The following is a 26,218-nucleotide window of genomic DNA, read 5'->3' on the forward strand; positions in this document are numbered from 1 at the left end:
ATGCTCAAGATCGAGAACCTTTCCGTGAGCTATGGATCGGTCCGCGCTTTGTCGGACGTCGATCTGGAAGTTCTTGGCGACGGCATTCTTCACGGCGTGATCGGGCCCAACGGCGCCGGTAAATCCACGCTGCTCGACGCGGTTTGCGGTCGCCGCCGTCCGGTCGCGGGAAAAGTTCATTATCGCAACGAGGATATCACGCGGCGCTCGGTGGCCTGGCGGCGCCGGCAGGGCATGGCGCGCTCGTTCCAGCGCACCAGCGTGTTCCAGGATATCACCGTTCACGAGCAGCTTCATCTGGTTGCGCAGCATCTCGGCGATACCAGGCTCGACGACGTGATCGAGGTGATGGATCTCGCCGGCTATCTGCACCAGAAAGCCGGCCGCATCGCCTACGGCGTGCAGCGCAGGGTGGACGTCGCTTTGGCCTTGATCGGCCGCCCGCATCTGCTGTTGCTCGACGAGCCGGGCGCAGGTCTTTCGGCGGCGGAGACGCTGCATCTGTTCGAGCATCTGCGCGATCTCGTGCGCGAGCGGAAGATCGCGGCTGTCGTGGTCGAGCATGATGTCGACGCGGTATTCGCGTGCTGCGGCAAGGTTACCGTGCTCGACCTCGGCCGCCACCTCGCCACCGGCACGCCGCAGGAAATTCGCGCCGACCATCGCGTCGTCGCCGCTTATCTTGGAACCGCGGCATGAGCGCGCTCCGCATCGAGAAGCTGGTTGCCGGCTATGGCGCCTCGACGGTGCTGCACGGGATCGACCTCACGGTGAATGAAGGGGAATCGGTCGCCGTGGTGGGCCGCAACGGGGCGGGCAAGTCGACGCTGCTGCTCTCGGTCTTTCGCGAGACCAACATCATCTCCGGCGCGATCTGGGTGCATGACAGCAGGGTCGATCATCTGCCCGGCTATATGGCGGCGAAGCTCGGCATTTCAATTGCTCCGCAGGGTCGTCGCATTCTGCCCAACCTGACCGTCAAGGAGAACCTGCTGCTCAGCAAGGCGACGGGCAGGGCGGGGTATTGGGATCTGAAGGCCGTCTACGAACTGTTTCCGGTACTCGAAGAGCGCGCGAACCGGCCCGGCACCATGTTGAGCGGCGGCCAGCAGCAGATGCTGGCGATCGGCCGGGCGCTGATGGCCAATCCGAGCCTGGTCTTTCTCGACGAGCCGTCGGAAGGCCTTTCGCCGGTGTTGATCGACGGACTGGTCGGCGCGCTCAATACGATCCGCCAGGCCGGCACGGGCGTCTTGGTAGTCGAGCAGCATTTGAATCTGGTCAAGCGTGCGACCGATCGTTTCATCATTCTGGCCAAGGGAGAAGTCGTCGGCTCAGGACCGACACCGGCGATCGGTGCGCCTGAGAACCAGGCACTGATGGCGTTGTAATCAGAAAACTGAAAACCAGGCGTAGGGAGAGGAAATATGAGGAAGGCACTTACCAGTACGGGCTTCGGCGCGCTGCTTTCGGCGGCCCTGGCCATCGCGATTGCAACGACGGCGCCGACCGCAGCTTCCGCCAACGATACCGTCAAGATCGGCGTGCTGCTGATTGACAGCGGCCCCTTGGCCGGCCTGAAGGAAACCCAGACCAAGGCGGTCAATCTGGCGATCGAGCGGATCAATGCCGCCGGCGGCGGCGCCGGCAAGAGGCTTGAAGCCGTCTTCATCACCTATCCCGGCACGCCGGATACCGCCGTGGACGGCGCCACCCGCGCCGTCCAGAAGGATGGTGCGTTGTTCATTACCGGAATGGACACCTCGTCCGTCTCGCCGGCGCTACAGGCGAAGCTTCCCGCGTTGAAGGCCCTGATGGTCGAAGTGATGGCCAATGCCGACGGCCTGACCGGCAAGGGCTGCTCGCCGAACTATTTCCGGGTCAACGCCAACGATTCGATGATCATGGGTTCCTACAGGGAATTCCTGAAGGACCAGGGCGTCAAGAAATGGGACATCATTGCGGTCGATTACGCGGCAGGGCGCGACTCCGCCGACAAGTTCAAGGGCTTGATTACCTCGCAGGGTGGAACGATCGCAAAGACGTTGTTCACCCCGTTCGGGACGCCGGACTTCGGCGCCAAGATTTCCGAGCTCGGCGCAGAACCGGCCGACGGCCTGTTCGTGACGATCTTCGGCAGCGACGCCATCAACCTTGCCAAGCAGCAGCAGCAGTTCGGCCTCTTCAAGAAGTACAAGATGGTGCTGGGAAATTCCTTCGTGATCCCGCAAACGCTGCCTGCTCAGGGCGACACGGTGCTGGGCGTCTATCAGAACATCGGCTTCGTTGCCGGCTTCCCGGGCGCGCAGGCCGAAGACTTCGTGAAGGCGTACAGCGAAAAGTACAATGGCGAACTGCCGCCTTACACCGGTGCCGACCAGTACGCCGCCATTGAGCTGATCGCTGCCGCACTCAACAAGGCGAAGTCGACCGACATCAACGCTGTCCGGGCGGCGCTGTCGGGCCTCAAGGCCGACACGGTGCTTGGCGACGTGGAGATGCGCGCGGGCGATCATCAGGCCGTGCGGCGGATGGCCATCGGCCAGATCCTGCCGGGCAAGGATGGCAAGCCGACCTACCACATCAAGAAGATCGAGCCGGGCCCGGACATCATTCCCCCGGTCGATCCCGCCTGCAAGAAGTGAGCGAGCCGGCGCCGATGTCGATCAAGTTTCGACGCCGGCGCCGAACTGCTATGGCCAGGCCACGCCCGTTCGCGGCCTGCCTGTCACGCCACCAGCGACACCTTGCCGAATTGCGCCCCGGACGCGAGATGATCGAATGCGGCGCGTATCTCCGCCATGTCAAAGGTCGCATCGATGACCGGCTTCACCAGACCGCGATTGAACACATCGAGCAGCTGGCGGAATTCGGTAAGGCTGCCGCCGGTCGATCCGTAGATCTCCAACTGGCGGATGAACACGCGCTGCAGATCGGCGGGCGGATTGGAACCCGTTGTCGCGCCGCAGGTGACAAGCCGCCCGCCGCGCCGCAGCGACCGCAGCGATTCACCCCAACTGGCTTCGCCGACGCTGTCGATCACCATATCGACGCCGCCATTGCTCATCTGCAGAATCGCGTTCGAAACGCGGTCTTTTTGATAGTTGACGCCGCCGCTGGCACCCAGCGTGATCGCGCGCTCGATCTTGGCGTCGCTGGACGAGGTGACGAAGACCCGCGCGCCCACCAGTTTTGCCAGCTGCAGGCAGGCGACCGCGACGCCCCCGCCGATGCCGACGATCAGGACGCTCTCGCCGGGCTGCAAGGTCTTCTTGCCGAACAGCATACGCCAGGCGGTGAGGTGGCCCGTCATCAGCGCGCCGGCCGCGACCAGATCGGCGTCGTCGGGCAGGGGGAGGAAACAGCGGCTCGGCATCGCGATGTATTCGGCAAAGCCGCCATGGCGATGCTCGCCCATGATCTTCACGTTCTCGCAAAGCGGCTGGTCGCCGGCGAGGCAATAGCGGCAAGTGTTGCAAAACGCCTCGGAAAACAGGACGGCCTTCATGCCCGGCTTCAACCCGCTGCCGGGCTCGGCCTCGACGATCTCGCCCGCGGCCTCCACGCCCATCACCTGCGGCAAGATGTGCGTGATCCCGGCGCCGTTGTCGCGCATGTAGAGATCGACGCGATTGAGCGACGAGGCTGCGACCTTGAGCACGGACTCGCCGGGGGCAGTGGCCGGATCGGGAAAATCCCGCCAGCTGACACCTTCGGCTCCGCGCCGCTCCAGGACCGCCGCTTTCATGGTGCTTCTCCTGCTTTCTCCGCCGCGCGTTCCGGTATTCGGACACACGTTTATCATATGCGTCTTGTGCTTGTTCCCTCAAGGCGCCGTCGGACCCGCCGCGGCCAGTATGCGGTCCGGTGCAGATAGGTGAACGGACCGGTCGATTTTGAAGTTGCGGTTCATCGAAAAACTAGTACACTAGCTAACCAATAGGCCGTCAAGCGCCGCGATAAGATTTCAGGGAGAGAACGCATGAGCGGAAATCGATTTGATCCCGTCGCCCACGCACGGTCGATGCGCGCCGGCGGCTTCTGGATCGACAAGAGCTTCGACGAATTTCTGCAAGCGACCATCGCGGCCACGCCGGGAAAGCTCGCCCTTCTGGCCGACCGCGCCGATCGCCCCGAGGCGAAGCGCTTTACCTATGCCGAACTCGGCGATCTCATTTCGCGCGCGGCGGCCGCCTTGAAGCGCCTCGGCGTCGGCCCTCGCGACGTCGTCTCCGTTCAGCTTCCCAATTGGTGGGAGTTTGCCGTGATCGCGCTCGCCGCCTTCCGGGTCGGTGCCGTCGTCAACCCCCTGATGCCGATCTTCCGCGAACATGAACTGAGCTACATGCTCGATTTTGCGGAAACCAAGCTTCTGATCGTGCCAAAACTGTTCCGCGGCTTCGATCACGAGGCTATGGCGCAGTCGCTGCGGCCCAAACTGCCAAAACTTCAGCACATCATCGTGGTCGACGGCGAGGGGACGAACAGCTTCGATCAGGCGCTGCTCTCCGGCAGCGATCGTCTCAAGCCGCCCCCGATCGGCGAGATCGGCGCGCTTCCCGCCGATCAGATGGCCGTGCTGATGTTCACTTCGGGTACGACGGGTTCGCCCAAAGGCGTCATGCATTGCCTCAATACGCTGCTGGCCTGCAATATCGCGCTGGCCGGCCGCTTCGGCCTCGACACCAACGACACCATGCTGGTCTGCTCGCCGCTCGGCCATATGACCGGCTTTGCGGCCGGCATGCTGCTCGGCCTCAAGATCGGTGCCACCGTCGTGTTCCAGGACGTGTGGGAACCGAAGCGCGGCATCGCGATCATGGCCAATGAAGGCGTTACCTACTCGGCGGGTGCGGCGACGTTCCTCGCCGACATGTGCGAGGCGGTCGCCGGTGGCGCGGCAAAGCCCGCGCGGCTGCGCAAATTCCTGTGCGCCGGCGCGCCAATTCCGCCGGCATTGATCGATCGCGTCTACCGCGAGCTCGATCTCAAGGTCTGTTCGCTCTGGGGCATGACTGAATCGCTGTCGAGCACCTTGACCGAACCCGAGCGCGCGCTCGAAAAATCGTCGAAGACCGACGGTCGGCCGCTGGAGGGCGTCGCCGTAAAGGTGCTGCGCATGGACGGATCGCCGGCGCCGGTCGGCGAGAAGGGCTTGCTCAAGGTGCGCGGCGCCCAGATGTGCCTCGGCTACTACAAACGCGCCGACATGGAGCCGTTCGACGCCGAGGGATGGTTCGACACCGGCGACATGGCCTACATGGACGACGAGGGCTACATCCGCATCGACGGCCGCATCAAGGACATCATCATCCGCGGCGGCGAGAACGTGCCGGTCTTCGATATCGAAAACCTGCTGTTCAAGCATCCCGCCGTGCTTTCGACCGCGATCGTGGGTTATCCGGATCCGCGACTGGGAGAACGCGCCTGCGCATTTGTGGTGCTGCGTCCCGGCCAGACGCTCGATCTGGCCGCCGTGCAGGCCTTGATGGCGGAGCACAAGGTCGCCAAACAATATTGGCCGGAACGCATCGAGATCGTCGCCGATCTGCCAAAGACCCCGGCGGGCAAGGTGCAAAAATTCCAGTTGCGGGAGATCGCAAAAGCCTTCGCGGAACCGCCGCACAAGGCCAGCGCATGAACTCCCGCCTGCAAGATCGCGTATGCGTCGTTACCGGCGCCGCGCGCGGGATCGGCCTTGCGATCGCCGAGCGCTTCGGGCGGGAAGGCGGTCGCATCGCATGTGTCGACGTCAGCGCGCGCCGCCTGGGGCCAGCGGTCGAGGGATTGAAGAGCAAGGGGTTCGACGCCAGGCCCTATGAGGTCGATGTCGGCAAGCGCGACGATGTCCATGCTCTGTTTGCGCGGATCGAGCGCGAGTTCGTGGCGCCGGTAGCCGTGCTGGTCAACAATGCGGTCTTTGCGCGCTTCGAGCCGCTGGCGCAGATCGAAGTCGAGACGGTCGATCGCATGTTTGCGGTCGGTGTGCACGGCCTGATCTGGACCACGCAAGCGGCGGCGCCGCAGATGGAACGTCGCGGCGGCGGCGCGATCGTGAATCTGAGTTCCGTGTCGGCGTTCAATCCCGCCAAGGATTCCATTGCCTATTCCGCGCTGAAGGCCGGCGTCGTCGGTCTCTCCCGTGCATCGGCAATCGAGCTCAGCGCCAAGAAGATTCGCGTCAACGTGATCGCGCCGGGCATGATCGGCACACCGGCTTCGATCGCGCAATTCGATGAAGCGACGATCGCAACGCGTCAAGCCGAGATGCCGGCCGGCCGCTTTGGTGAGCCGGAAGAGATCGCGGCCCTTGCCGCATTCCTCGCCAGCGACGACGCGAGCTACATCCAGGGCGCCGTCATCACCGCCGACGGCGGTTGGACCATCCCTGCCAGATAAGGAGAAACGCAATGAAGCGACTGGAGGGCAGGCGCGCGGTCGTTACCGGCGGTGGCAGCGGCATCGGCCGCGCCAGCGCGATCCGTTTCGCGCGCGAAGGCGCTTCTGTGCTGGTGGTCGGCCGCGCCGGCAACACCGAGGAAACCGCAGCGGCGATCCGGGACGAAGGCGGCATTGCATCGGCGTTGATCACGGACGCGGCGGTCGAGGAAAACGTCGCCGAGATCGTCCGACGCTGCGTGGCGGAATTCGGCGGTCTGGAAATCTTCTTCGCCAACATCGGCGTCACCGGAACCAACACGCCGCTGCTGGAGCAGACGGTCGAGGAGTGGTCGGAAGTCTACCGCATCAACACCATCAGTTGCTTCCTTGCTATCAAGTATGCCGGTCGGCACATGACGGCGCAGGGCTACGGCTCGATCATCCTGACCTCGTCGGCCGCATCGCTACGCGCCAATGCCGGCGCCATCTCCTACAGCGCGAGCAAGGCGGCGGTGAACAATCTGGCGCAGACGGCGGCCAACGCCTTTGCCGGCACCGGCGTGCGCGTCAATGCCGTGCTGCCGGGACTGGTGGAAACGCAGCTGACCCGCAAAGTGTTCGAAGATGCACGCGCGCGCGGCGTCGAGGCCAAGCTCGGCCATGTGACACCGATGAAGCGACCCGGGCGTTCCGAGGAGATCGCCGCCGCCGCGGCCTTCCTTGCCAGCGACGATTCCTCCTATGTGGACGGACAATTGCTCTCGGTCGACGGCGGCGTCAGCAGTACCCACCCTTATGGGCGGATCGCGCTCTAGCAGCGGCCCGGAACAAAGAGAGCACCGGGAGAGGCGCCATGGACTTCGAACTGCCCAAGGAAATCACCGACAAGCTTGCTGAGCTGGACGCCTTTATCGAGGCCGAGATCAAGCCGCTCGAGCGCGACAATATCAAATTCTTCGATCATCGCCGCGAGAATGCCCGAACCGACTGGGATGATGACGGACGCCCGCGCACCGAATGGCGCGCGCTGATCAGCGAAATGGAGCGCCGCGCCGACAAGGCAGGGCATCTGCGCTACGGCCTGCCGAAATCATGCGGCGGCCAGGCCGCCTCCAATCTTGCGATCGCAGCGATCCGCGAGCACCTCGCCGCCAAGGGACTCGGCCTGCACAACGACTTGCAGGACGAATCCTCCATCGTCGGCAATTTCCCGATCATTCCGGCGCTCGCCGACTACGGCACCGAGGAGCAAAAGACCTATATCGAGGGCATCATCACCGGAAACAAACACCTTTCCTTCGCCCTGACCGAACCCGGACATGGCAGCGACGCGACGTGGCTGGAGACGGAAGGCGTACGTGACGGCGATCATTGGGTCATCAACGGCCGCAAGCGCTGGAACAGTCAGGTCGCCCGTGCCCACGCCAATCTGGTCTTTGCGCGCACCTCCGGTAAGCCGGGCGAAGCCAAGGGCATCACCGCCTTCATCGTTCCGACAGACACGCCGGGGCATCACGTCCTCTACAATCACTGGACCTTCAACATGCCCAGCGATCACGCGGAGACGGAACTGGTCAATGTGCGCGTGCCCGACAGCGCGATCCTGCACAAGGAGGGTGAGGGCCTCGTCGTCGCGCAGCGCTTTGTGCACGAAAACCGCGTGCGCCAGGCGGCGGCGAGCGCGGGCGCCGCGCGATACTGTATCCTGAAGGCGGTCGAATACGCCAAGGACCGCGTCGCCTTTGGCGAGCCGCTCGCGCGGAAGCAGGCGGTGCAGTTTCCGCTGGTCGAGCTCTGGGCCGAATACGAACTGGTGCGCAACTTCATCTTCCGTACGGCCTGGCAGATGGATCGTCAGAATCCACTGGAGATCAGCGACATGGTCTCGATCTGCAACTTCCGCGCCAACCGCCTGTGCTGCGAGGCGGCTGACCGGGCGATGCAGGTACATGGCGGCATTGGCTACAGCCGTGCACTGCCGTTCGAGCATATCTACCGGCATCACCGCCGCTATCGCATTACCGAGGGCACCGAGGAAGTGCAGATCCGGCGCGTCGCGCAATACCTGTTCAACTTCAGCGGCAAGCGTGCGAGCAGCGGATGACCGGGGCTGATGCCTCCGACCGCGGCATCGACTTCGACGTGGCGCGGCTCGATGAATATCTGAAGGGCTGGCTCGGCGGCGCTGGTCCGACATGGGTGGAACGCACGCATGGCGGGATGTCGAACCCGACATACTTTGTCAGCCGCGGCGAATGGCGCGCGGTGCTGCGCAAGCAGCCGAAGAACGTGCTGCCGTCGGCACATGCGATCGACCGCGAATTTCGTGTGCTGACGGCGCTGCAAGGCAGCTCCGTTCCGACACCCAAACCCTATCGGTACTGCGAAGATCGCGAGATCGTCGGAACACCGTTCTATCTCATGGAATGGCTGAATGGCCGCGTCTTCAACGAGTTCGGAACGCCCGGACTCGCCCGCGCCGAGCGCGCCGAGCTGTTCCGCTCGATGTGCGCCGCGCTGGCCGCCATCCACAGGCTGGATTACCGGGCATTGGGGCTGGGCGATTTCGGCCGGCCCGGAAACTATTTTGCCCGCCAGCTCAAGCGCTGGTCGGAGCAATGGACAAAATTCCGGAGCGGCGATGACGATAACCCCGCGCTCGACAGGATGGTGCGTTGGCTTGCCGAGCGCCTGCCCGAAAGCGAGACCGTCGCGCTTTGTCATGGCGACTTCCGTATTGCCAACGTGATGTTTCATGCAACCGAGCCGCGCGTGATCGGCGTGCTCGACTGGGAGCTCTCGACGCTCGGTCATCCGCTGGTCGATCTCGCCTTCAACAGCCAGGCCTGGCTGATGGCGCCGGACGAAAACGGCGGATTGCTCGGCCTGCCTCTCGCCGAGATGGGGATTCCGTCCGAGCGCGACTATCTGGAACTCTATTACGAGCTGTCCGGCGCGACCGAGCGCCTCACGCGATTTCACCAGGTGTTCGCGATGTTTCGCGGCGCGGTCGGCAGCGCGGGCGTCGCCGCGCGCGGCGATCTTGGCACCGGGGTGTTGCCGGACGCGGCGCGCGTCGGACGGCATCTGGCGCGGGCCTATGCGAAGCGCGGTGTTGCGTTGATCGAGGAACAACGATGAATGTGCACGAACGGCCGGCCATGACCATCGACGAGGCGATCCGGCGCCGCCGCTCGGTGCGTGGCTTTCTACCCGACGAGGTTCCGGAGGCGACGTTGCGGGAGGTATTCGAGCTTGCGCAATGGTCACCGTCGAACTGCAACGTGCAGCCCTGGACGCCACATGTCGTTTCGGGTGAAGCGTTGAAACGTCTTCGCGCGGCGCTGGTGGCGGCGGGGATGCGCGACGAGCCGATCAAGCCGGACTGGCCCGCTGACGGCAAGTTCACCGGCATCTATCGCGAGCGGCAGGTGGACGCGGCGCAGAAATTATACGGTGCGATGGGGGTCGATCGAAACGACTTGGTCGGCCGCAAGTTGGCCTATATCCGCAACCACGCCTTCTTCGACGCGCCGCATGCCGTATTGATCTTTATGCCGGCGCCATTCGATACCCGCGAAGCGGCCGATATCGGCATGTATGCGCAGACCCTGATGCTGGCGCTGACCGCGCGCGGCATAGCGTCCTGCGCGCAGGGCGCGCTCGGGCTGTTTCCTGAAATCATCCGCGAACAGTTCGGCATTCCCCAGAATTACAAACTGCTGTTCGGCGTTTCGTTTGGCTACGAGGATCGCAGTATCAAGGCCAATGCCGCGCGCGTCGGCCGCGCTGATATCGACGCAGCCATTCGGTTCCACCGCTGAGGGAGGAGATTTCATCGTGACGGGACCGCTGAACGGCTTTCGCGTCGTCGAGATGGGTGGGATTGGCCCTGCGCCATTCGCCGGAGCGCTGCTCGGCGATCTCGGCGCCGACGTCCTGCGGATTGATCGCATCGCCAAACCGGGCGTCGAGCCGGATTTGCCGCCGCGCTTCGACTTCTACAATCGCAACAAACGCTCCGTAGCGCTGGACCTCAAGCAGCCTCAGGCGGTGGCGACCGTGCTGGACCTCGTAGCCGGAGCGGATGCTCTGATCGAAGGTTTTCGTCCCTCAGTTATGGAGCGGCTCGGGCTCGGTCCCGATGTCTGCCACGGGATCAATCCGGGGCTGGTCTACGCGCGTATGACGGGCTGGGGGCAGGAGGGGCCGATGGCGCAGGAGGCGGGTCACGACATCAACTACCTCGCGCTGACGGGCGCGTTGCATTGCCTTGGTGATGCCGACCGGCCGCCGCCGCCGCCGCTCAATCTGGTCGCCGATCTCGGCGGCGGCGCAATGTATCTGGTGGTAGGCCTGCTCGCGGCTGCGATGGAAGCGCGTCAATCGGGCCGCGGACAGACGATCGACGTCGCCATGATCGACGGCGTCACGCATTTGATGTCGGCGTTCCAGGCGTTCCGCCAGCAGGGCAGCTGGACTGGGCGGCGTGCCGACAACATCGTCGATGGCGGCGCACCGTTTTACGGCAGCTATGCCACCAGCGACGGCAAGTTCATCGCGGTGGGCGCCATCGAGCCGCAATTCTACGCCAGTCTCCTGAAGGTGATGGGCATCGATGGAGAACCCCTGCCGGACCAGAACGATCGCACGGCGTGGCCACAGATGCGCAAGCATTTTGCGCAGGTTTTCGTCACCCGTCCGCGCGACGAATGGGTCGCGATAGCGGCGGGGCGCGACGCCTGTCTTGCACCGGTCTTGACGATCGACGAAGCGCCCGGCCATCCGCAGATGCAAACCCGTGAGGTCTACGCTAGGTTTGATGGAGTGCAGCATCCAAGCCCGGCGCCACGATTTTCCCGCACGCCCTCCGTGCTTCGCACGCCGACGCCCGCGCCCGGTCGCGACAGCCGGCAGGCGCTCGCGGACTGGGGCATTCCGCCTGACCAGGTCACAGCGCTGGAAGCGACCGGTGCGATGGCGCAGGGGTGACTATCGAAGCAGTTCGCGCGCGATGACCACGCGCTGAATCTGGTTGGTGCCTTCGAAGATCTGGGTCAGCTTGGCGTCGCGCATCATGCGTTCGACCGGATAATCCATGGTGTAGCCGTAGCCACCGAATATCTGGACGGCATCCGTTGTCACCTTCATGGCCATGTCGCTGCCGACGCATTTGGCCATGCTGGCGAGCAAATTGAGGCGTTTCCAGTCGCCGGCATCGCCGGCCCGAGCGCATTCATAGACCAGGGCACGCGCAGCCTCGATCTGCATGGCCATGTCGGCCAGCATGAACTGCACGCCCTGGAACTCCGAGATCGCCTTCTTGAACTGCTTGCGTTCCTTGGCGTAGGCGACGCACGCGTCGAGCGCGCCTTGCGCCAACCCGACGGACTGGGCGCCGATGGTCGGCCGGTTGAGGTCGAGCGCGCGCATCGACGCCCGGAAACCCTTGCCTTCTTCCCCGACCAAATTCTCCGCAGGCACGCGGACATTGTCGAAGAAGATCGGCGTGTTCGGCGCGCCGCGGAAGCCCATCTTGCGCTCGTGGCGTCCAAACGAAATACCTGACATCTTCTTCGGCTCGACGATGAAGGCGCTGATCCCGTCGGCGCCCGGGGCGTCGCTGGTCCGGGCCATCACCACAATGTAGTCGGCGACGACGCCATAGCTGCACCATTGCTTGCGGCCGTCGATGACGTAGCTGTCGCCGTCCTTCCGGGCACGCGTGTTGATTGCGGTGACGTCGGAGCCGGCTTGGGGCTCGGATATCGCGATCGCCGTGACGACGCCGCCCTTGGCGATAATGGGTAGGTATTTAGCGCGCTGCTCCTCGGAACCGAAGTGAAGCAGCGGCATGATGAACATGGTGTTGAGCGCCGCGATCGAGGCGCAGGCTGGCGAGACCCTGGAAATCTCCTCTCGGGCGAGGCACGCCATGGTCAAATTGCCGTTTGGACCGCCGTAACGTTCCGGCACCCAGAGCTGCATCAGCCCCATCTCGCCGAACAGCTTCACCAGTTCGAGCGGGAAGCGGTCGGTCTCGTCGATCTCGGCCGCGACAGGTGCGACGTGCTTTGCGACCATCTTCCGCACGGTGTCGCGGAATGCGATCTGCTCCTCGGTGAAGCTCATGTTGATCCCTGGGTCATCTTTTCTTGCCGGAAGTTTGAAAAAGGGACTTCCATTGAATGGGTGATCCATTTAATAATTCACCCCATGAGCACCAAGTCAAGCCCTCGCACGCCCGCCCGCCCGAGATCCCCATCGCCCAATCGGCGCGAACGGGTCCCCGATCATCGCGCGGCTGGAGCGCCGGCCGCGCCGGCATTCCGGCCGATCCATACGCGGCGGGCGTTCGAGGAAATCTGCGAGCGCATCCGCGAGCAACTCGCGCTCGGCGTCCTCAAGCCGGGCGACAAGCTGCCGCCCGAGCGCGATCTGGCCCAGCAGCTCGGCGTCAGCCGCAACGTCCTGCGCGAGGCCTTGCGCAGCCTCGAAATGGCCGGCGTGCTTCGGCTGCAGAAGGGCGTCAAGGGCGGGGCCTTCATTCAGGAGGGCGATACCAGCCGCATGAACGGCGTCATGCGCGATATGCTGTCGCTCGGCACGATCTCCGTCCGGGAATTGTCGGAAGCGCGCGTTCACGTGCTCGATCTCGTGGTGCGGCTGGCCTGTGCCAATGCGCGAAAAGCCGATCTCGACGCGCTCGAGGCCAATATTCGGCGCACCGAGGATGCGACGCGGGAAGGGCGGTTGCTGGACCGCGTCGAATGCTCGCGCGAATTCTACAGGCTGCTCGCGGCGTCGACCGGTAACAAGGTGATCGCCATGATCATGGACTCGGTCACCGAGATTCACATGCGCTTCGTCTACGCCAAGGTCTCGTCGAGCGGCGTCGCGATGGCGCGGCTGACGGAAAAGCGGCGGCAATTCCTGGCGGCGCTGGGTGAACGAAATGTTGCGTCGGCAACGCGCCTGATGCGTACCCATCTGGAATCGGTACAGCGGATGCTGGAGCAGGACCCCGGGGCGATGTCGCTTCACGTCGCGTTGGCGGAGGTGCAGCCCGGAATGCGCAGATAGCCCAGATAAGAGAGGGTGGCTCGATCCACGCTCGAACAATTATAACAACGGAGGAAAATGTGTCCCAGTACGCCAGATACGAATGCCTGTCGGTCGAGGTCGCGGACAAGGTCGCGACCGTGACCTTGAACCGGCCGCAAGCACGCAACGCCATCAATCAGAAGCTGATCCGCGAACTGCGAACCATCTGGGACGATTTGGCCGATGATCACGCGGTCAACGTCGTGGTGCTGACCGGTGCGGGCGACTTCTTCAGCGTCGGTGGCGATGTGAAGGCGATGTCGGAACGGCCGGGCGGCGACGTCCTCGAAGAGGGCGAGGTTCACGACCCCATGATCAGCCGCCGCGGCGTGACCCGCCAGCTCGAACTCGACAAGCCGATCATTGCAGCGATCAACGGCGACGCCATCGGCCTCGCCGCAACCCACGCGCTTCTTTGCGACATCACGGTGATGGCGGAGGACGCGCGCATCGGCGACACCCACGTCTCGCGCGTCGGCCTGGTCGCCGGCGACGGCGGCACCGTGATCTGGCCGCTGCTGATCGGCATCAACAAGGCCAAGGAATACCTGATCCGTGGCACCCTTCTGAAAGGCGCGGAGGCTGAGCGGATCGGGCTGGTCAACCACGTTGCGCCGCGCGCGGAGGTGCTCGCCAAGGCCCGCGAGATCGCAATTGAGCTCGCCAACGGCCCGACCTGGGCCATTCGCTGGACCAAGCTGTCGATCAACCAGATCGTCAAGGACCGCGTGAACATGATGCTCGAGGCCTCGATGGCGCTCGAACAGGTGACGTTCGAGACCGCCGACCACAAAGAGGCGACCATGTCATTCAAGGAGAAGCGCAAGCCGAAATACGGCAAGGCATAGTCTCCCATGGATGCGGCCGCGCCTCCGAACGACGACGTCGCCAAAATGCTTCGGGATTCCCTGCGCGGGTTTCTCGAAGCGCATTGGGCCGCCGGCGGCGGCAAGGGACGCCCGTCCCCGGACGATATCTCTGCGATCTGGCGCAAGCTCATCGGGCAGGGGGTGGATACGCTCGGGTCGGGCCCTGACGAAGGCGGGCTTCGCGAGATTCTGGTGGTGATGGAAGAACTTGGCCGCGCCGCATGTCCGGCGCCGATGTGGTCCGCCGCGCTGGCCAACTTTGCGCTCGCGGACTCGCAGGCCGACGCCGCGGTGGAACTGCTGGAAAAGCTGCACGCCGGCACGGCGGTGGCCGCTTTCTCCTTCGGCGCCCGCAATCCTGATGTGGGTGCGGGATCGATCCGGATTGACGGCTCTCGCGCAACCGGCGTGCTTTGCTTCGTCGAGGCGGCCGGTGCCACACATCTTCTGGTGGCCGTTGACGCGTCCCATCTTGCCCTCGTCCAACTGGATGCATCAGGCATTGTCCTCACGCCGACGCGCGCTTTGGGCGCCTGGGGGCTTTGCGAGGTGAGGCTGAACTCGGCGCCGCTGACGTTGCTTCGGCTTGAAGGTGCCAATCTCGACGATCTCCGTCTAAAAGCCAAGGTAGCATTGCTGGGGCGAGCACATGGCGCGGCCCGGCGGTCGTTCGAGCTGGCCGTGGACTATGCCAAGGAGCGTCACCAGTTCGGGCAACCAATCGCAAAGTTCCAGGCGATTCAGCACAAGCTCGCCAACAGCCTGATCGCGCTCGAAGGCGTCCGCCTGATCCTGGACCATGCGGCCAGGCTGCATGACATTGGAGACCGCAACTGGCGCTATTTCGCCGATTGCGCGGTTGCCTTCGGCGGTGACGCGCTGCGGCGTGTGTCGCTCGAGATCCAGCATGTTTTCGGCGCCATCGGCTATGCCGAAGAGCACGAGGCCGCGCAACATTTCAAGCGCGTGCATCTGGACACGGTCGCGCTCGGAGGGGCGCCCGAGGCGCGGCGGCGGTTGGCTTCGTATTTGCTGGATCGCGGCGGCGCGTCGTTGCCGCAACACGATCTCGGTCCGGCCGGCAACGAGCTGCGCGAACAGGTGCGGCTATGGCTCGATCAGAACTGGTCGGGAGACAGGAAGGCACGGTTCGACGAACTGCCATTTGAAAAGCGTGAGTTCGACAGTGGCTTCGCGCGCGATATCGGCAAGACCGGATGGATCGGCCTCGGATGGCCAAAGGAATTCGGCGGGCAAGGCCGTTCTCCGTTGGAACAGATCGCCTTCATGGAGACGATGGAGCAGGGCGAGGCACCGCGCATCGGCGCGTCGATTCAGGCCAACGCCCTGATGATGTTCGGCACGCCAGCGCAGCAGCAGAAGTACCTGCCAGAAATCCTGCGGGGCGAAGCCATGCACGGCATGGGCTACAGCGAACCGCAAGCCGGCTCCGATCTCGCCGCGCTGCGTACCAGCGCGGTGCGGGATGGAGAGCACTGGGCAATCAACGGCCAGAAGATCTGGACCACGACCTGGTGGGGCAAATACATGTTTCTTGCCGCCCGCACCGACCGGAATGCCAACCCGCCGCATGCCGGCATCAGCATGTTCATCGTCCCGATGAATGCGCAGGGCATTACGGTCCGGCCGGCGGGCACGATGTATGACGGCACGTTTGCCAACATCTTCTACGACGACGTTCGCATTCCCCTGGAAAACATCGTCGGCGAGGTCGATGGTGGCTGGAAAGTCCTGACGGGCGCGCTGGCCTTCGAGCGCGGTCTGGTCGGCGGCGGTATCGTGCTGAAGGTGGCGCACGCCTTCGAGCAACTGCGCCGGTATGTGATGGCGGCCGAGGGCGATCGGCCGCCGCTCGCTCAGGATCCGATCGTGCGCGACAAGATGGCGACGCTTGCCTGCGAAATCGAGATTGGCCGGCAACTGATGATGCATTGCGCCGAACTCGCGGCCAATGGCGTGACGCCGCCGGAATATGGCGCGATCAGCAAGGTCTATTCCGGCGAACTGATGGAACGCTTCGGCGAGGCGGCGCTCGACATTTTGGGCATGCGCGCCGCGATTTCCGAGCAGATGCCGGGGGCGCTCGACAATGGCCGGTTCGAGCAGAACCTGCGCCATTCGCTGATGTGGGTGATCAGCATCGGGACCAACGAGATACAGCGCAGCCTGATCGCCCAGCGTGGGCTCGGATTGCCGAGATAGGAGGCAGGCAGCATGCAGGACCGAACATCAACATCGCCCCTCGAGGGCGTGCGGGTGCTGGATTTCTCCATCATGCTGGCCGGGCCCTATTGCGCGCGGCTGCTGGCCGATGTCGGCGCGGAAGTGATCAAGATCGAGCCGCCGGAAGGCGACGAGATGCGCCTGCGCGCGCCGGTGCGTGACGGCCACAGCGCCTATTTCGGCCAACTCAATGCCGGCAAGCGGAGCATCGCGCTCGACCTGAAATCTTCAGATGCTATCAAGCTCGTCCAGCGTATGGTCGAAGACACCGATATCCTGGTCGAGAATTTTCGACCCGGTGTGATGGAGCGCCTGGGTCTCGGATATGAGACGCTGCGAAAGATCAATCCGCGATTGATTTACTGCTCGATCTCCGGCTACGGCCAGACCGGTCCGCAGGCCGAGCGCGCCGCCTATGCGATGATCGTTCATGCCGAGAGCGGCTTCGATCGCACGCTGATGCGCTATGCCGGCGACCGCGATCGGCCGGCGGCAGGTGCGGTGTTCGTCGCCGATGTTCTCGGCGGCATTTTCGGCTTCTCGGCCATTCAGACGGCAATGGTGCAGCGCTCGCGCACCGGCGAAGGGCAGCGCATCGATATCGCCCTGATGGACTGCATGCTGAACCTTCTGGTGTATGAGCTGCAGGAAGTGCAATTCTCCAAGCCGATGCCGCGGCCGACTTATGGGCCCGTGCGCACTGGGGATGGCGACATCCTGATCGCGCCGGTGTCGGCGCGCAACTTCGCGGCCCTTCGCGAACTGACCGGCCTGCCGGAGCTTTCATCCGATCCGCGGTTCGCATCGGTGCCGGCGCGCGGCGCGAACTGGACCGCGATGATGCAGGTCATCGAAAAATGGACCATGCAACACACGATGGACGAATGCTTAGCCTTGCTCGATCAGGCTGGCATTCCCTGCGCGCGCTTTCGAGACCCGGCCGAAGCGCTGGACGATCCCGATCTTGCCCATCGCGGCACATTCGCGCCGATTGCGGACGCCGCCGGCGAATTCAAGGGCGTCAACGCGCCGTGGCGAATGTCGGGTGCGCGTAGTGCGATCGGGCGAGAAATTCCGTCCATCGGGTCGCACCGCGACGACGTGCTCGAACGCGTGCTTGGACTGTCCGCGGATGAAATCGCAAAACTGGCCGCCTCCGGCGCGTTCGGAAAAGTTGTCAGAACGGCAGCAGAATAGGGCCGACCCGAGCAAGAGACTGCATCAAAAATAAAAGAGACGACCTGATGGGAGGATCGACGTGAAACGACTTCATTTCTTCGCTCTTGCGCTCGGGCTTGTGGTTCTCGCGGGAACCGCCGCCGCAGACAATTACCCGTCGCGGCCGATCCGGCTCATCGTGCCATATCCCGCCGGCGGTTCGACCGACATCATGGCGCGCGCGCTGCAGGAGCCGATGGCGAAGATCCTCGGCCAGCCGCTCGTCATCGACAACCGCGGGGGCGCGGCGGGCACGACCGGCGCCAACGAAGCCGCCCGGGCGGATCCCGATGGCTACACGCTTTTGTTTGCGAACAACGGTCCGATCTCGATCGCCCCCCTGCTTCAGAAGGGCGTCGATTTCGATCCGCTGAAGAGCTTTGCGCCGGTCTCGCTGGTCTCCAAGGCGCCGCTGGTTCTGGTTGCGAGCGAAAAGGTGCCGGTGGCCGATGCCGCCGGCCTGATTGCCTACGCCAAGGCGCAGGGCAAGCCGATGCTGTATGCGACCGCCGGACCTGGCTCGCTCGGACATCTCAGCACGGAGCGCTTTCTCAACCAGGCCGGGCTGCAGATGGTCCACGTCCCGTACCGCGGCCAGGCACCGACAACGCTCGCGATCTTCGCCGGCGAGGTCGACATCCTGCTCACAACAACATCCGACACGCTGAACGAGCATATCCGCTCCGGCAAGGTGAAGCTGCTCGGCGTCTCGTCGCCTGAGCGCTCCGCCGTCGCTCCCGGGGCCACGCCCATCGGCAACGTCTTGAAGGGGTATTCAGTCGAAACCTGGTTCGGGTTGTTGGCTCCCGCGGGCACGCCGCCTGAGATCGTCGGTAAACTCAACGCTGCCATCAACTCGACGCTGGCGATGCCGCAATTGCGCGAGCGCTTTTTGGCTTACGGCGTCGAGGCCGCGACCAGTACTCCCGCTGAACTGTCCGCCATCATTGCGGCCGAAATTCCCGCGTGGCGCAGGGTCATCGAGGAGCGCAATGTCAAGACCGAGTAATGGGCCGAAGCTGATCGGGCTTGTTCGAATCAGAACGTGCCGGGGTAGGCGCCGCCGTCGATCAGAATGTTTTGGCCGGTGATGTAACCGGCTTGCGCCGAGCACAGGAACGCGCAGGTCGCGCCGAATTCATCGGGGTGGCCGAACCGTTTGGTCGGGTTGGCTGTTCTGATCTCCTCGGTCACGGCGCCGACCTCGCGCGACGAATTCCGGGCCAGCGCCGCCAGATTGGACTTGAGGCGGTCGGTATCGAACGTGCCCGGCAAGAGGTTGTTGACCGTCACGTTGTGCTCGGCGACCGACCGGGCCAGTCCCGCGACAAAACCCGTCAAGCCGGTGCGCGCGCCGTTGGAAAGCGCGAGCATCGCTACCGGCGCTTTCACGGCATGCGAGGTGACATTGACGATGCGACCGAACTTGCGCGCGATCATGCCGTCCAGCGTTGCCTTGATCAGCGCGATCGGCGCCAGCATGTTGCCATCGAGCGCCTTGATCCAGTCCTCACGCTCGAACTTGCGGAAATCTCCGGGTGGTGGCCCGCCGGCATTGTTGATGAGAATGTCGGGAGCCGGGCAGGCGGCTAGAATGGCGTCGCGCCCTTCGTTGGTGGTCACGTCGGCAATGACGGTTTTGGGCCGGTTGCCGGTCACAGACGCGATCTCACGGGCAGCGCCTTCCAGCACGTCGCCGCGGCGCGCGGCGATCACCAGATTCACACCCTCGCGGGCGAGCGCCATCGCGCTCGCCTTGCCAAGGCCCTGGCTTGCCGCGCACACGATCGCGGTGCGTCCCTTCAGTCCCAGATCCATTTGCTCTGTTCCAATCAGGAGTTCGGCAAAGCCATGCCCGCGGGTTTTGAACCCCACATGCAGAAACTGGTCGGCTCAAAGCCGAACTGTCGCGGCCGGTGCGTCGCCTCGTCTTCGATCTCATCGACGCCGACCGAGTACTCGAAGATCATGCCGTCCGGGCCCTTGAAGTAGAGGAAGCGCGCGCCCGAGGTCGGATGCCGGCCGGGGCCGAACACGATCGGCACGCGCCGCTCATTGAGGAAGTAGTAGGAGCGCAGCACGTCGTCGCTGGTCTCGACCTGGTGGTTGATGTGCTGGATGCCGGCCTTGGGCGCACGCACCAGCGCAATGGTGTGATGGATCGCATTGACGCGCATCAGCGGAATGTCGCCGATCCGGTCGCTGACACGGGCGTTGCACACTTGCGTCCAGAACCGCTCATCGCGCGCCGGATCGGTCGAGTTGAGGCCGATATGGCTGAAGCCGGTGATCCCGGCATCGCGGCTGGCGAAATAGCGCCGGCCGCTGCGCTCCGGTCGCACCACCAGTTCGATATGATTGCCGGTCGGATCGCGAAAGCCGATGAAGGCTCTTACCTTGCGCCGCTCGGCTTCCTGCGCAGTTCCTGCATGGACGGCATGCCCGAGCGCTTCCAGCGTGGAAGCTGCTTCCTGCAGGCTCGCCTCGTCCTCGACCTCGAAGCCGACGGTCTGGGTGTTCGGATCGCCTTCGGTGTAGCACAGCGTATGTGCACGTTCATCGGAACGCAGATAGAGATCCTTCTTACCGCGCTCGGCAATCTGCAGGCCGAGGCAGGCGGTCGCGAAGTTCTCGGCCGATTCGAGATCGGGCGAGCCGAGGCGGACGTAGCTCACATCCTTCAGCTGGATCATGTTGTTCTCCTGTTCATCGGCCCGGCGCTCAGTTCCGGTACGTCCTTGCTTTCGCTGCCCCAGTCGCAGAGCGAGGTGGCAGCAAGTGGGAATTGCCGCGCCAGCCGCGGCTTGCCGTCGAGTTCCGCCATGCCGTTCACATAAGAGAAGATCAGGCCGTCCGGGCCTTCGACGTGCAGGAACATCTGGCGCGAGGCGGCCTCGCGGCCCGGGCCCTGCACGATCCTGATCTGGCTTTCCTGCATGAAGTAGCTGTTCTGCATGATCTGATCGAGCGCCTCGACCTCGAACGCCGCATAGAGCAGCCCATTGCGGTTCGACGGATAGAGCGCGATGCGGTGGTGCAACTCGTCGATCCGCAAATAGGCGATGTCGCCAACCCAGTCGCTGACCTCGGCGCCGAGCGCGCGCCAGAATGCGAGGTCGCGGGCGTGATCGGTGCTACGAAGGCCGACGCCATGGAACGCGACGATGCCGGCATCGCGCGGCGGAAAATACCGCCGTCCGCTTCGCGTCGGCCGCACCACCAGATCGATCCGGTTGCCGGATGCGTCTTCTGTCAGCAGCGCCGACTGTACATGGCGGCGCTGGCAGTCGCTGGCTGACGCCTCTTGGACCGTGAAGCCGAGTGCGCGCAATCGCCCGCCGATTTCTGCCCGCGCCGTGTCATCCCAGACCTCGATCCCGACGCTGGCGCCATCGGCAGAATTCTGGCCAAGGCTCACCGTGCGAAACCGGTCGTCGGAACGAAAGGCGATCTCGCCATCCTGATCGGAGACGCGCTGCAGCCCGAAAATGTCGGACACAAAACGCGCGCTGGCGCTCGGCTCGCTGACGGCGAGGCGCACGTAGCAGACCGAGGTGATCAGGGGAGTGGCGCGGCCGTTGTTCATCGCGCCCGTGCCTTCGGATGCTGGGATTCCAGGAAAATCTTGATCATCCGCCGCCACACCGCGAACAGCTCGTCGAACCATTTCGGGTCGTTGTCCCACAGCGTGCGCAGCGCCATGCCGCGCACCAGACTGAGCGTCAGGGCGACGATGTCAGCCGACAGGGCAGGCGGCACGCCGCTTGCGGCCAGCGCTTCGGTCCAGGCCGTCTCGACCGGCCGGCGCGCCTTGCGGGAGATGTCCAGGATCTGCTTGCGAACGGCCTGATCGGTCGACGTCGACAGCACGATGTCGATCGCTACCATGAAATGCTCGCTAAAGAAGAACTCGCGCGCGTCCTCGATCACGGCTTCGATCAGGTCACGCGGCCGATTGACGGCGGCCGCGCGGCGACGGCTTTGGATCTGCGCCTGCTCGAAGACGTATTCGAGGGTGGCGACGACAAGCGAATCCTTGGTCGGAAAATGATGAAGCTGCGCGCCGCGCGACAGCCCCGCTTCGGCGGCGACGTCGGCGGTTCGAAAGCGGGCATAGCCGCGCCGGCGAATCAGTTCCGACGCTGCCTTGAGGATGCGCGTGCGCGTTTCCTCGGTCCGTTCGGCCTGGGTTCTTCGCCGGGCGGTGCCGAGCGGGCGGCGCGCGGATTTCAGCGGGGCGGGGAGTCGGTCAGGACGATTCGCCATTTCTAGACCTCGATCTGAACGTTTCCGTCAACGATAGTGACGGGGTAGGTTTTCAATGCGATCTCGCAGGGCATGCCGGTCGGTTCACCCGTGGTCACGTCGAACGTTCCGAAGTGGAACGTGCACTCCACGGTTTTCCCGGTGATGATGCCTTCTTCCGCAAGCGATGCCTCTCCGTGAGTACACATGTCGGCGGTGGCGTAGACCGCGCCGTCGACCCGATACAGCGCCACGTTGGAGCCATCGGGCAGAGGCGCCTGCTTGATTTCGCCTTCGACCACCTCATTGGCCGCGCAGAGAACGACTGTTTCACCCATATCAAGACCTAGAGCATGGTGCTGCCGCCGTTGACGCTGATGACCTGTCCGGTCACGAACGATGCTTCGGCGGAAGCGAGATAGGAAACCATCGAGGCGACTTCCTCCATTTCGGCCGGACGGCCCATGGGAATGACGCTGACGAACTTGGCGGCGAGCGCGGGGTTGCTCTTGGTGATCGCCACCATCTGCGGCGTATTCACCGCGCAGGGCGCCACCGTGTTGACCGTGATGCCGTCCTTGGCGAATTCCCGTGCCATGCCTGTCGTAAGGCCATGAACCCCGCCCTTGGCGGCGTTATAGGCGGCATGATCCCACAACCCGTTGCGGACTGAATCGGCACCGAGGTTGATAATCCGGCCATAAGCCTGCGCGCGCATCTTGGGAACCGCGTACCAGGAGCACCACAACACGGTCCAGAGATTGCGGTCGATGGTGGTTTTCAGCGTTTCCGGTGTTTGCTCGGTGAATGCCCTGATGATGCCGCCGCCGGCGTTGTTGATGAGGATATCGAGCCGGCCGAAGCGCTCACTCGCGAGATTGATGGTCTTCTCCGCCGTGCCCTGATCGGAGAGGTCGCCGGCATGGCTGGTGACCTCAGCGCCGAACTCCTTGCTGAGGTGGGTGGAAGCCTGTTTCAACCCGGCCTCGTCGAGGTCGGCGAGCACGAGTTTGGCGCCGTCGCGCGCCAACCGCTCGGCGATCGCGAGGCCGATGCCCTTGGCCGCACCGGTGACGATCGCGACATTATCTTTCAGATTCCTGTTCATTACCTGCCTTGCCTTCACAGAATGATGCTGACGCGGCCCTGGGCGCGAAGACCTTCGCTGTCCAAGAGGCAGCGCTTTTCCTTGATCCGGAAGGTGCCGTTGCCGGGCACCAGGCGATACCGGTTGCTGCCGAAATAGGTGTCGGTGACGCCATCCTTGGTGCGGTAGGTGATAAAGGCCGAACTCACCTCGATATCGTCGCCGATATGCTTTCTGATGCGGACGTTGCTGACGAGGTGTCGCGTCCTCGAATGCGGAAACTCGGCATGCGCGGTGCGCTTCATCAAGCGCTTGACCCGCTCGCTGAGACGGAAGCGGTCGTCGGCGACATAGAACAAATTGTTGTCGGGCGAAGCGTCGACGGCGAGGTCCGTCGCCGGGACGTAATAAATCGCGTCGTCGGTGAACAGCTCCAGCCATTCCGGCAGCCGCCATTCATCCAGCAGTTCGGCTTCGGCGAACAGGAAGTCCTCGACGTCGGTGCGGGCTATGGTTTGCATCGCGGTTACTCCATCGCTCATGCCGGCACCCGGAAAATATGCTCATTCCAGTTCGACCAGAACGCGCGCATCTGCAATTCGTCGTCGTAGGACGGATTTTCCTTGCCCATGCCTTTCGAGATGTCGTTCCACTGCGCCTCAGCGGAGTTGCGAAAGCCGCGCTGGCACTGTTCGAGCGCCTCGACGTCGTCAGGCGTTGCAAAGCCGCCGGGCCCGAGAAATTCGAGGAAGTTGAACAGCCGGTACTTCCGCGCCCATTCGGTCTCTTCCTTGGGGGCGAGGGCCCAGGCGCTGATATTCATGAAGTCGGGCGCGGCGGGATAATAGGTTCGCACCGTCACGGCCATGATGTCGTTGATCACGAGATTAGGGAAGATAAACAGATTCCGGTTGAAGGTGGCGATGCGATCGGCGCGTTCCTTGCCGAACCGATTCACCAGGCCATCAAAAAGACGGGTAAGCTCGCGTTTTCCCTCTTCACCCCATGAGGGGATCCATTGCGCGACTGGGCGGCCCCAGGGGGCCTTGTATTCGAGCACGGCATGGCCTTTGCCGAGATCGCGCGCAGAGCCCTCAAAGGCGACCTGAGCCAGCGCGCCGGTCGCCGACTTCAGGTAGTCCAGATAGGTCGCATGCGTCGTCAACGCGTGGTAGCCGTCGATGCTGTTCTCGGTCAGCAGTTTCCAGTTCGCCCGCATCGAATATTCCTGCGTGCCGCCGACGATGGTCATTCCCATCTCGGCCTGATCGCAGATCACATCGAGATACTCCTTCACCGGACCAAGATAGTCCGAAAGGCTTTCGACGCCCTTGTCGAAGCAGATGAAATTGAGATCGCGGTAGCTCTCGAACCGCGCCACCTGCTGCATGTTGGAGGTCGAGCGCTCCTTGAAGTCCTCGGCGTAGGAGGACTCGCCAGGCTGGCTGCGCAGCGTTCCGTCGAGCCCAAATACCCAGCCGTGATAGAAGCACTGGAAGGATTTGGCGCTGCCGTGCTTTTCGCGGCAGACCTGCGCGCCGCGGTGCGGGCAGGTGTTGAGCATCGCCTTGAGATTGCCCTTGCCATCGCGCGCGAACAAAATATTCCGTCCCCCGACCGAACGCGTGACAAAATCCCCGGGCTTGGCGAGTTCGGAACTATGGCCGAGGTAGAGCCAGCATTTGTCGAAGATCTGCGCCCGCTCGGCCTCCAGTATATCGGGATCGACAAAGGCCCGGCGCGAAACCTTGAATATCTTCTTGCCTTCATCGATCATGAGCGCGGTATTCATCCGTTGGAACGCGTTCATTGCTGTTTCTCCCTGGAAATTTCTTTTCTTTTCATTTCAAGGCGGCCCGCAGATCGTAGGCGGGCGATTCAAGATCGGCACGTGACGGCCTCGCGTTCGCTGCGATCACGCGCTTGAGCATGGCCATCTCCTTGGCGGCATTGACCGACAGCGCGCCGACCACTTCCGAGCCGCGCATGGCGATGACCGAAAACCTTCCCGAACGTTCATCGCCGCGGATGATGTGATCGCTGTCGAGCATATCGCCGGCGACCTGGATGTTCAGGTCGTACTGGTCGGTCCAGAACCAGGGCGGGTCGCTGTACTCTCTGGCCTCGCCGATCATGTTCGCCGCCACCGAAATCGCCTGGTTTTGCGCATTGGCCCAGGTTTCGACGCGGATCGCGCGGCCGTGACAGCGGCTCCATTGCAGAGCGGCATCGCCGGCGCAGAATACGCCGGACGCCGCGGTGCGGCCGCAGGCATCGACGGCGATCCCGCCCGCCGTTGGCAGGCCAAGCCGTTCGGCGACCGTCGGCACCGGTTCGACGCCGATGCCGATCAGCACCAGATCCGCCTCGACCTCTTCGCCATTGCTGAGCTGAACGCCATCAGGCGTACTTCCGGTGACGGTCGCACCAAAGATGAAGTTGACGCCATGGCTGCGATGCTTGGCTGCGACGAGGTCGCTGACGAGCGGCGGGAATGCCCGGGCCAGCAAGCGCGGCTCGCTCTCGATCACCGTAACGAGACATCCGTTCTTTGCGGCTGCGCAGGCCGCCTCGAGCCCGATCACGCCGCCGCCGACGATCACGATCCGGGATTGATGTTGAACGGATTTGCGAAAGCGCAGCGCATCCTCGACGTTGCGCAGGTACTGAATTTCAAGGCATGGGTTTTCCAGCGCAGCAAGCCGGCGAGGCCGCGTTCCGGTCGCGATCAGCAGGCGATCGTAGGCGAACGAACGGCCATCGGCTGTGGTAACCGTGCGGCGGTCGGCGTCGCAATCAGTTACTGCCGCACCGGTTTCGAGTCGAACGTTCAGGACGTTGCTCCAATCCCGGGCCTGCTTGATGTAGGCTACCGGCGCGTCCGGGCTGTAGAGCATCGCCTTGGACAATTGCGGCCGCTCGTACGGCGGATGGGGTTCTTCGCCGAGGATGGTGATGGCGCCCTGAAAGCCGCGGGCGCGCAACGCTTCCGCCGCACGGCCGCCGGCCTGGCCCGCTCCTGCAATCACGATGTTTTCGACTGGCGCCGACAATTTCCGCTTTCGCTCCC

The 26,218-nt window shown here is 63.8% G+C and carries 26 protein-coding genes; 15 read left to right on the plus strand and 11 right to left on the minus strand.

All coding sequences use genetic code 11. The features are described from left to right. The 3 genes from ABIE49_RS36230 to ABIE49_RS36240 are packed head-to-tail and all read left to right on the plus strand — an operon-like array spanning position 1 to position 2,645. Positions 1 to 699 (plus strand): ABC transporter ATP-binding protein, encoded by a 699-nt coding sequence (locus tag ABIE49_RS36230; protein WP_192734600.1) that lies wholly within the window; start codon positions 1 to 3, stop codon positions 697 to 699. Next, the gene (locus ABIE49_RS36235) at positions 696 to 1,391 is read left to right on the plus strand and encodes an ABC transporter ATP-binding protein (RefSeq protein WP_192734601.1); all 696 of its coding nucleotides are present in this window, start codon (positions 696 to 698) and stop codon (positions 1,389 to 1,391) included. Before ABIE49_RS36230 ends, ABIE49_RS36235 begins: the two co-directional genes overlap by 4 nt. Positions 1,392 to 1,427: 36 nt before the next feature. Next, a complete protein-coding gene (locus tag ABIE49_RS36240) occupies positions 1,428 to 2,645 on the plus strand; it encodes an ABC transporter substrate-binding protein (RefSeq protein ID WP_192734602.1) in 1,218 nt (405 codons plus the stop codon). A gap of 83 nt (positions 2,646 to 2,728) precedes the next feature. Here ABIE49_RS36240 and ABIE49_RS36245 read toward each other — a convergent pair whose 3' ends face one another. Next, complete coding sequence (locus tag ABIE49_RS36245) at positions 2,729 to 3,748, minus strand: zinc-binding dehydrogenase (protein WP_192734603.1); 1,020 nt, start codon at positions 3,746 to 3,748, stop codon at positions 2,729 to 2,731. A gap of 234 nt (positions 3,749 to 3,982) precedes the next feature. On the opposite strand from ABIE49_RS36245, the gene ABIE49_RS36250 reads away from it, so the two are divergent. The 7 genes from ABIE49_RS36250 to ABIE49_RS36280 are packed head-to-tail and all read left to right on the plus strand — an operon-like array spanning position 3,983 to position 11,373. Continuing rightward, positions 3,983 to 5,641: an AMP-binding protein gene (locus tag ABIE49_RS36250; protein WP_192734604.1), complete on the plus strand. Its 1,659-nt coding sequence runs from the start codon at positions 3,983 to 3,985 to the stop codon at positions 5,639 to 5,641. Beyond that, positions 5,638 to 6,399 (plus strand): SDR family NAD(P)-dependent oxidoreductase, encoded by a 762-nt coding sequence (locus ABIE49_RS36255; RefSeq protein ID WP_192734605.1) that lies wholly within the window; start codon positions 5,638 to 5,640, stop codon positions 6,397 to 6,399. The genes ABIE49_RS36250 and ABIE49_RS36255 overlap by 4 nt, the downstream gene beginning before the upstream one ends. Before the next feature lie 11 nt (positions 6,400 to 6,410). Continuing rightward, positions 6,411 to 7,196, plus strand: coding sequence for an SDR family NAD(P)-dependent oxidoreductase (locus ABIE49_RS36260; RefSeq protein ID WP_192734606.1), 786 nt, complete (start codon positions 6,411 to 6,413; stop codon positions 7,194 to 7,196). A gap of 38 nt (positions 7,197 to 7,234) precedes the next feature. Continuing rightward, a complete protein-coding gene (locus ABIE49_RS36265) occupies positions 7,235 to 8,485 on the plus strand; it encodes an acyl-CoA dehydrogenase family protein (protein WP_192734607.1) in 1,251 nt (416 codons plus the stop codon). Next, positions 8,482 to 9,522 (plus strand): phosphotransferase family protein, encoded by a 1,041-nt coding sequence (locus tag ABIE49_RS36270; protein ID WP_192734608.1) that lies wholly within the window; start codon positions 8,482 to 8,484, stop codon positions 9,520 to 9,522. Before ABIE49_RS36265 ends, ABIE49_RS36270 begins: the two co-directional genes overlap by 4 nt. Then, complete coding sequence (locus ABIE49_RS36275) at positions 9,519 to 10,205, plus strand: nitroreductase (RefSeq protein WP_192734609.1); 687 nt, start codon at positions 9,519 to 9,521, stop codon at positions 10,203 to 10,205. The genes ABIE49_RS36270 and ABIE49_RS36275 overlap by 4 nt, the downstream gene beginning before the upstream one ends. Before the next feature lie 13 nt (positions 10,206 to 10,218). Next, positions 10,219 to 11,373 (plus strand): CaiB/BaiF CoA transferase family protein, encoded by a 1,155-nt coding sequence (locus tag ABIE49_RS36280; protein WP_502916012.1) that lies wholly within the window; start codon positions 10,219 to 10,221, stop codon positions 11,371 to 11,373. On the opposite strand, the gene ABIE49_RS36285 is transcribed toward ABIE49_RS36280, so the two are convergent. Continuing rightward, positions 11,374 to 12,513 (minus strand): acyl-CoA dehydrogenase family protein, encoded by a 1,140-nt coding sequence (locus ABIE49_RS36285; RefSeq protein ID WP_192734611.1) that lies wholly within the window; start codon positions 12,511 to 12,513, stop codon positions 11,374 to 11,376. It abuts the gene before it with no gap. A gap of 84 nt (positions 12,514 to 12,597) precedes the next feature. Between ABIE49_RS36285 and ABIE49_RS36290 the strand changes: the two genes are divergently transcribed. The 5 genes from ABIE49_RS36290 (at position 12,598) to ABIE49_RS36310 (ending at position 18,825) form a co-directional block, all read left to right on the plus strand. Then, positions 12,598 to 13,464 carry a FadR/GntR family transcriptional regulator gene (locus ABIE49_RS36290; protein WP_192734612.1) on the plus strand — a complete coding sequence of 289 codons (867 nt, stop codon included), beginning with the start codon at positions 12,598 to 12,600 and terminating at the stop codon, positions 13,462 to 13,464. A gap of 59 nt (positions 13,465 to 13,523) precedes the next feature. After that, positions 13,524 to 14,333 carry an enoyl-CoA hydratase/isomerase family protein gene (locus ABIE49_RS36295; protein ID WP_354067154.1) on the plus strand — a complete coding sequence of 270 codons (810 nt, stop codon included), beginning with the start codon at positions 13,524 to 13,526 and terminating at the stop codon, positions 14,331 to 14,333. 45 nt (positions 14,334 to 14,378) lie between these two features. Continuing rightward, complete coding sequence (locus ABIE49_RS36300; RefSeq protein ID WP_354067155.1) at positions 14,379 to 16,577, plus strand: acyl-CoA dehydrogenase family protein; 2,199 nt, start codon at positions 14,379 to 14,381, stop codon at positions 16,575 to 16,577. 12 nt (positions 16,578 to 16,589) lie between these two features. Next, the gene (locus tag ABIE49_RS36305) at positions 16,590 to 17,795 is read left to right on the plus strand and encodes a CaiB/BaiF CoA transferase family protein (RefSeq protein ID WP_192734614.1); all 1,206 of its coding nucleotides are present in this window, start codon (positions 16,590 to 16,592) and stop codon (positions 17,793 to 17,795) included. Between the two features lie 61 nt (positions 17,796 to 17,856). Next, positions 17,857 to 18,825 carry a Bug family tripartite tricarboxylate transporter substrate binding protein gene (locus ABIE49_RS36310; protein WP_192734615.1) on the plus strand — a complete coding sequence of 323 codons (969 nt, stop codon included), beginning with the start codon at positions 17,857 to 17,859 and terminating at the stop codon, positions 18,823 to 18,825. A 29-nt stretch (positions 18,826 to 18,854) separates the two neighbouring features. On the opposite strand, the gene ABIE49_RS36315 is transcribed toward ABIE49_RS36310, so the two are convergent. The 9 genes from ABIE49_RS36315 to ABIE49_RS36355 are packed head-to-tail and all read right to left on the minus strand — an operon-like array spanning position 18,855 to position 26,201. After that, on the minus strand, positions 18,855 to 19,634 hold the full coding sequence (locus ABIE49_RS36315) for an SDR family oxidoreductase (RefSeq protein WP_192734616.1): 780 nt from the start codon (positions 19,632 to 19,634) through the stop codon (positions 18,855 to 18,857). A 14-nt stretch (positions 19,635 to 19,648) separates the two neighbouring features. Continuing rightward, complete coding sequence (locus ABIE49_RS36320; RefSeq protein ID WP_192734617.1) at positions 19,649 to 20,509, minus strand: VOC family protein; 861 nt, start codon at positions 20,507 to 20,509, stop codon at positions 19,649 to 19,651. Then, on the minus strand, positions 20,506 to 21,402 hold the full coding sequence (locus ABIE49_RS36325) for a VOC family protein (protein ID WP_192734618.1): 897 nt from the start codon (positions 21,400 to 21,402) through the stop codon (positions 20,506 to 20,508). The genes ABIE49_RS36320 and ABIE49_RS36325 overlap by 4 nt, the downstream gene beginning before the upstream one ends. Next, positions 21,399 to 22,082, minus strand: a complete 684-nt coding sequence (locus ABIE49_RS36330; RefSeq protein ID WP_192734619.1) for a TetR/AcrR family transcriptional regulator — start codon at positions 22,080 to 22,082, stop codon at positions 21,399 to 21,401. The genes ABIE49_RS36325 and ABIE49_RS36330 overlap by 4 nt, the downstream gene beginning before the upstream one ends. 2 nt (positions 22,083 to 22,084) lie before the next feature. Then, positions 22,085 to 22,399 carry a non-heme iron oxygenase ferredoxin subunit gene (locus ABIE49_RS36335; protein WP_192734620.1) on the minus strand — a complete coding sequence of 105 codons (315 nt, stop codon included), beginning with the start codon at positions 22,397 to 22,399 and terminating at the stop codon, positions 22,085 to 22,087. Positions 22,400 to 22,407: 8 nt separating this feature from the next. Further along, complete coding sequence (locus tag ABIE49_RS36340) at positions 22,408 to 23,169, minus strand: SDR family oxidoreductase (protein WP_192734621.1); 762 nt, start codon at positions 23,167 to 23,169, stop codon at positions 22,408 to 22,410. Positions 23,170 to 23,183: 14 nt separating this feature from the next. Further along, a complete protein-coding gene (locus ABIE49_RS36345) occupies positions 23,184 to 23,669 on the minus strand; it encodes an aromatic-ring-hydroxylating dioxygenase subunit beta (RefSeq protein WP_210337144.1) in 486 nt (161 codons plus the stop codon). A gap of 17 nt (positions 23,670 to 23,686) precedes the next feature. Continuing rightward, on the minus strand, positions 23,687 to 24,958 hold the full coding sequence (locus tag ABIE49_RS36350) for an aromatic ring-hydroxylating oxygenase subunit alpha (protein WP_210337145.1): 1,272 nt from the start codon (positions 24,956 to 24,958) through the stop codon (positions 23,687 to 23,689). A gap of 31 nt (positions 24,959 to 24,989) precedes the next feature. Continuing rightward, positions 24,990 to 26,201: an NAD(P)/FAD-dependent oxidoreductase gene (locus ABIE49_RS36355; protein ID WP_192734623.1), complete on the minus strand. Its 1,212-nt coding sequence runs from the start codon at positions 26,199 to 26,201 to the stop codon at positions 24,990 to 24,992. Positions 26,202 to 26,218: the final 17 nt, after the last annotated feature.

The organism is Bradyrhizobium sp. OAE829, from assembly GCF_040546575.1.
In the GTDB taxonomy this organism is placed as follows: Bacteria; Pseudomonadota; Alphaproteobacteria; order Rhizobiales; family Xanthobacteraceae; genus Bradyrhizobium.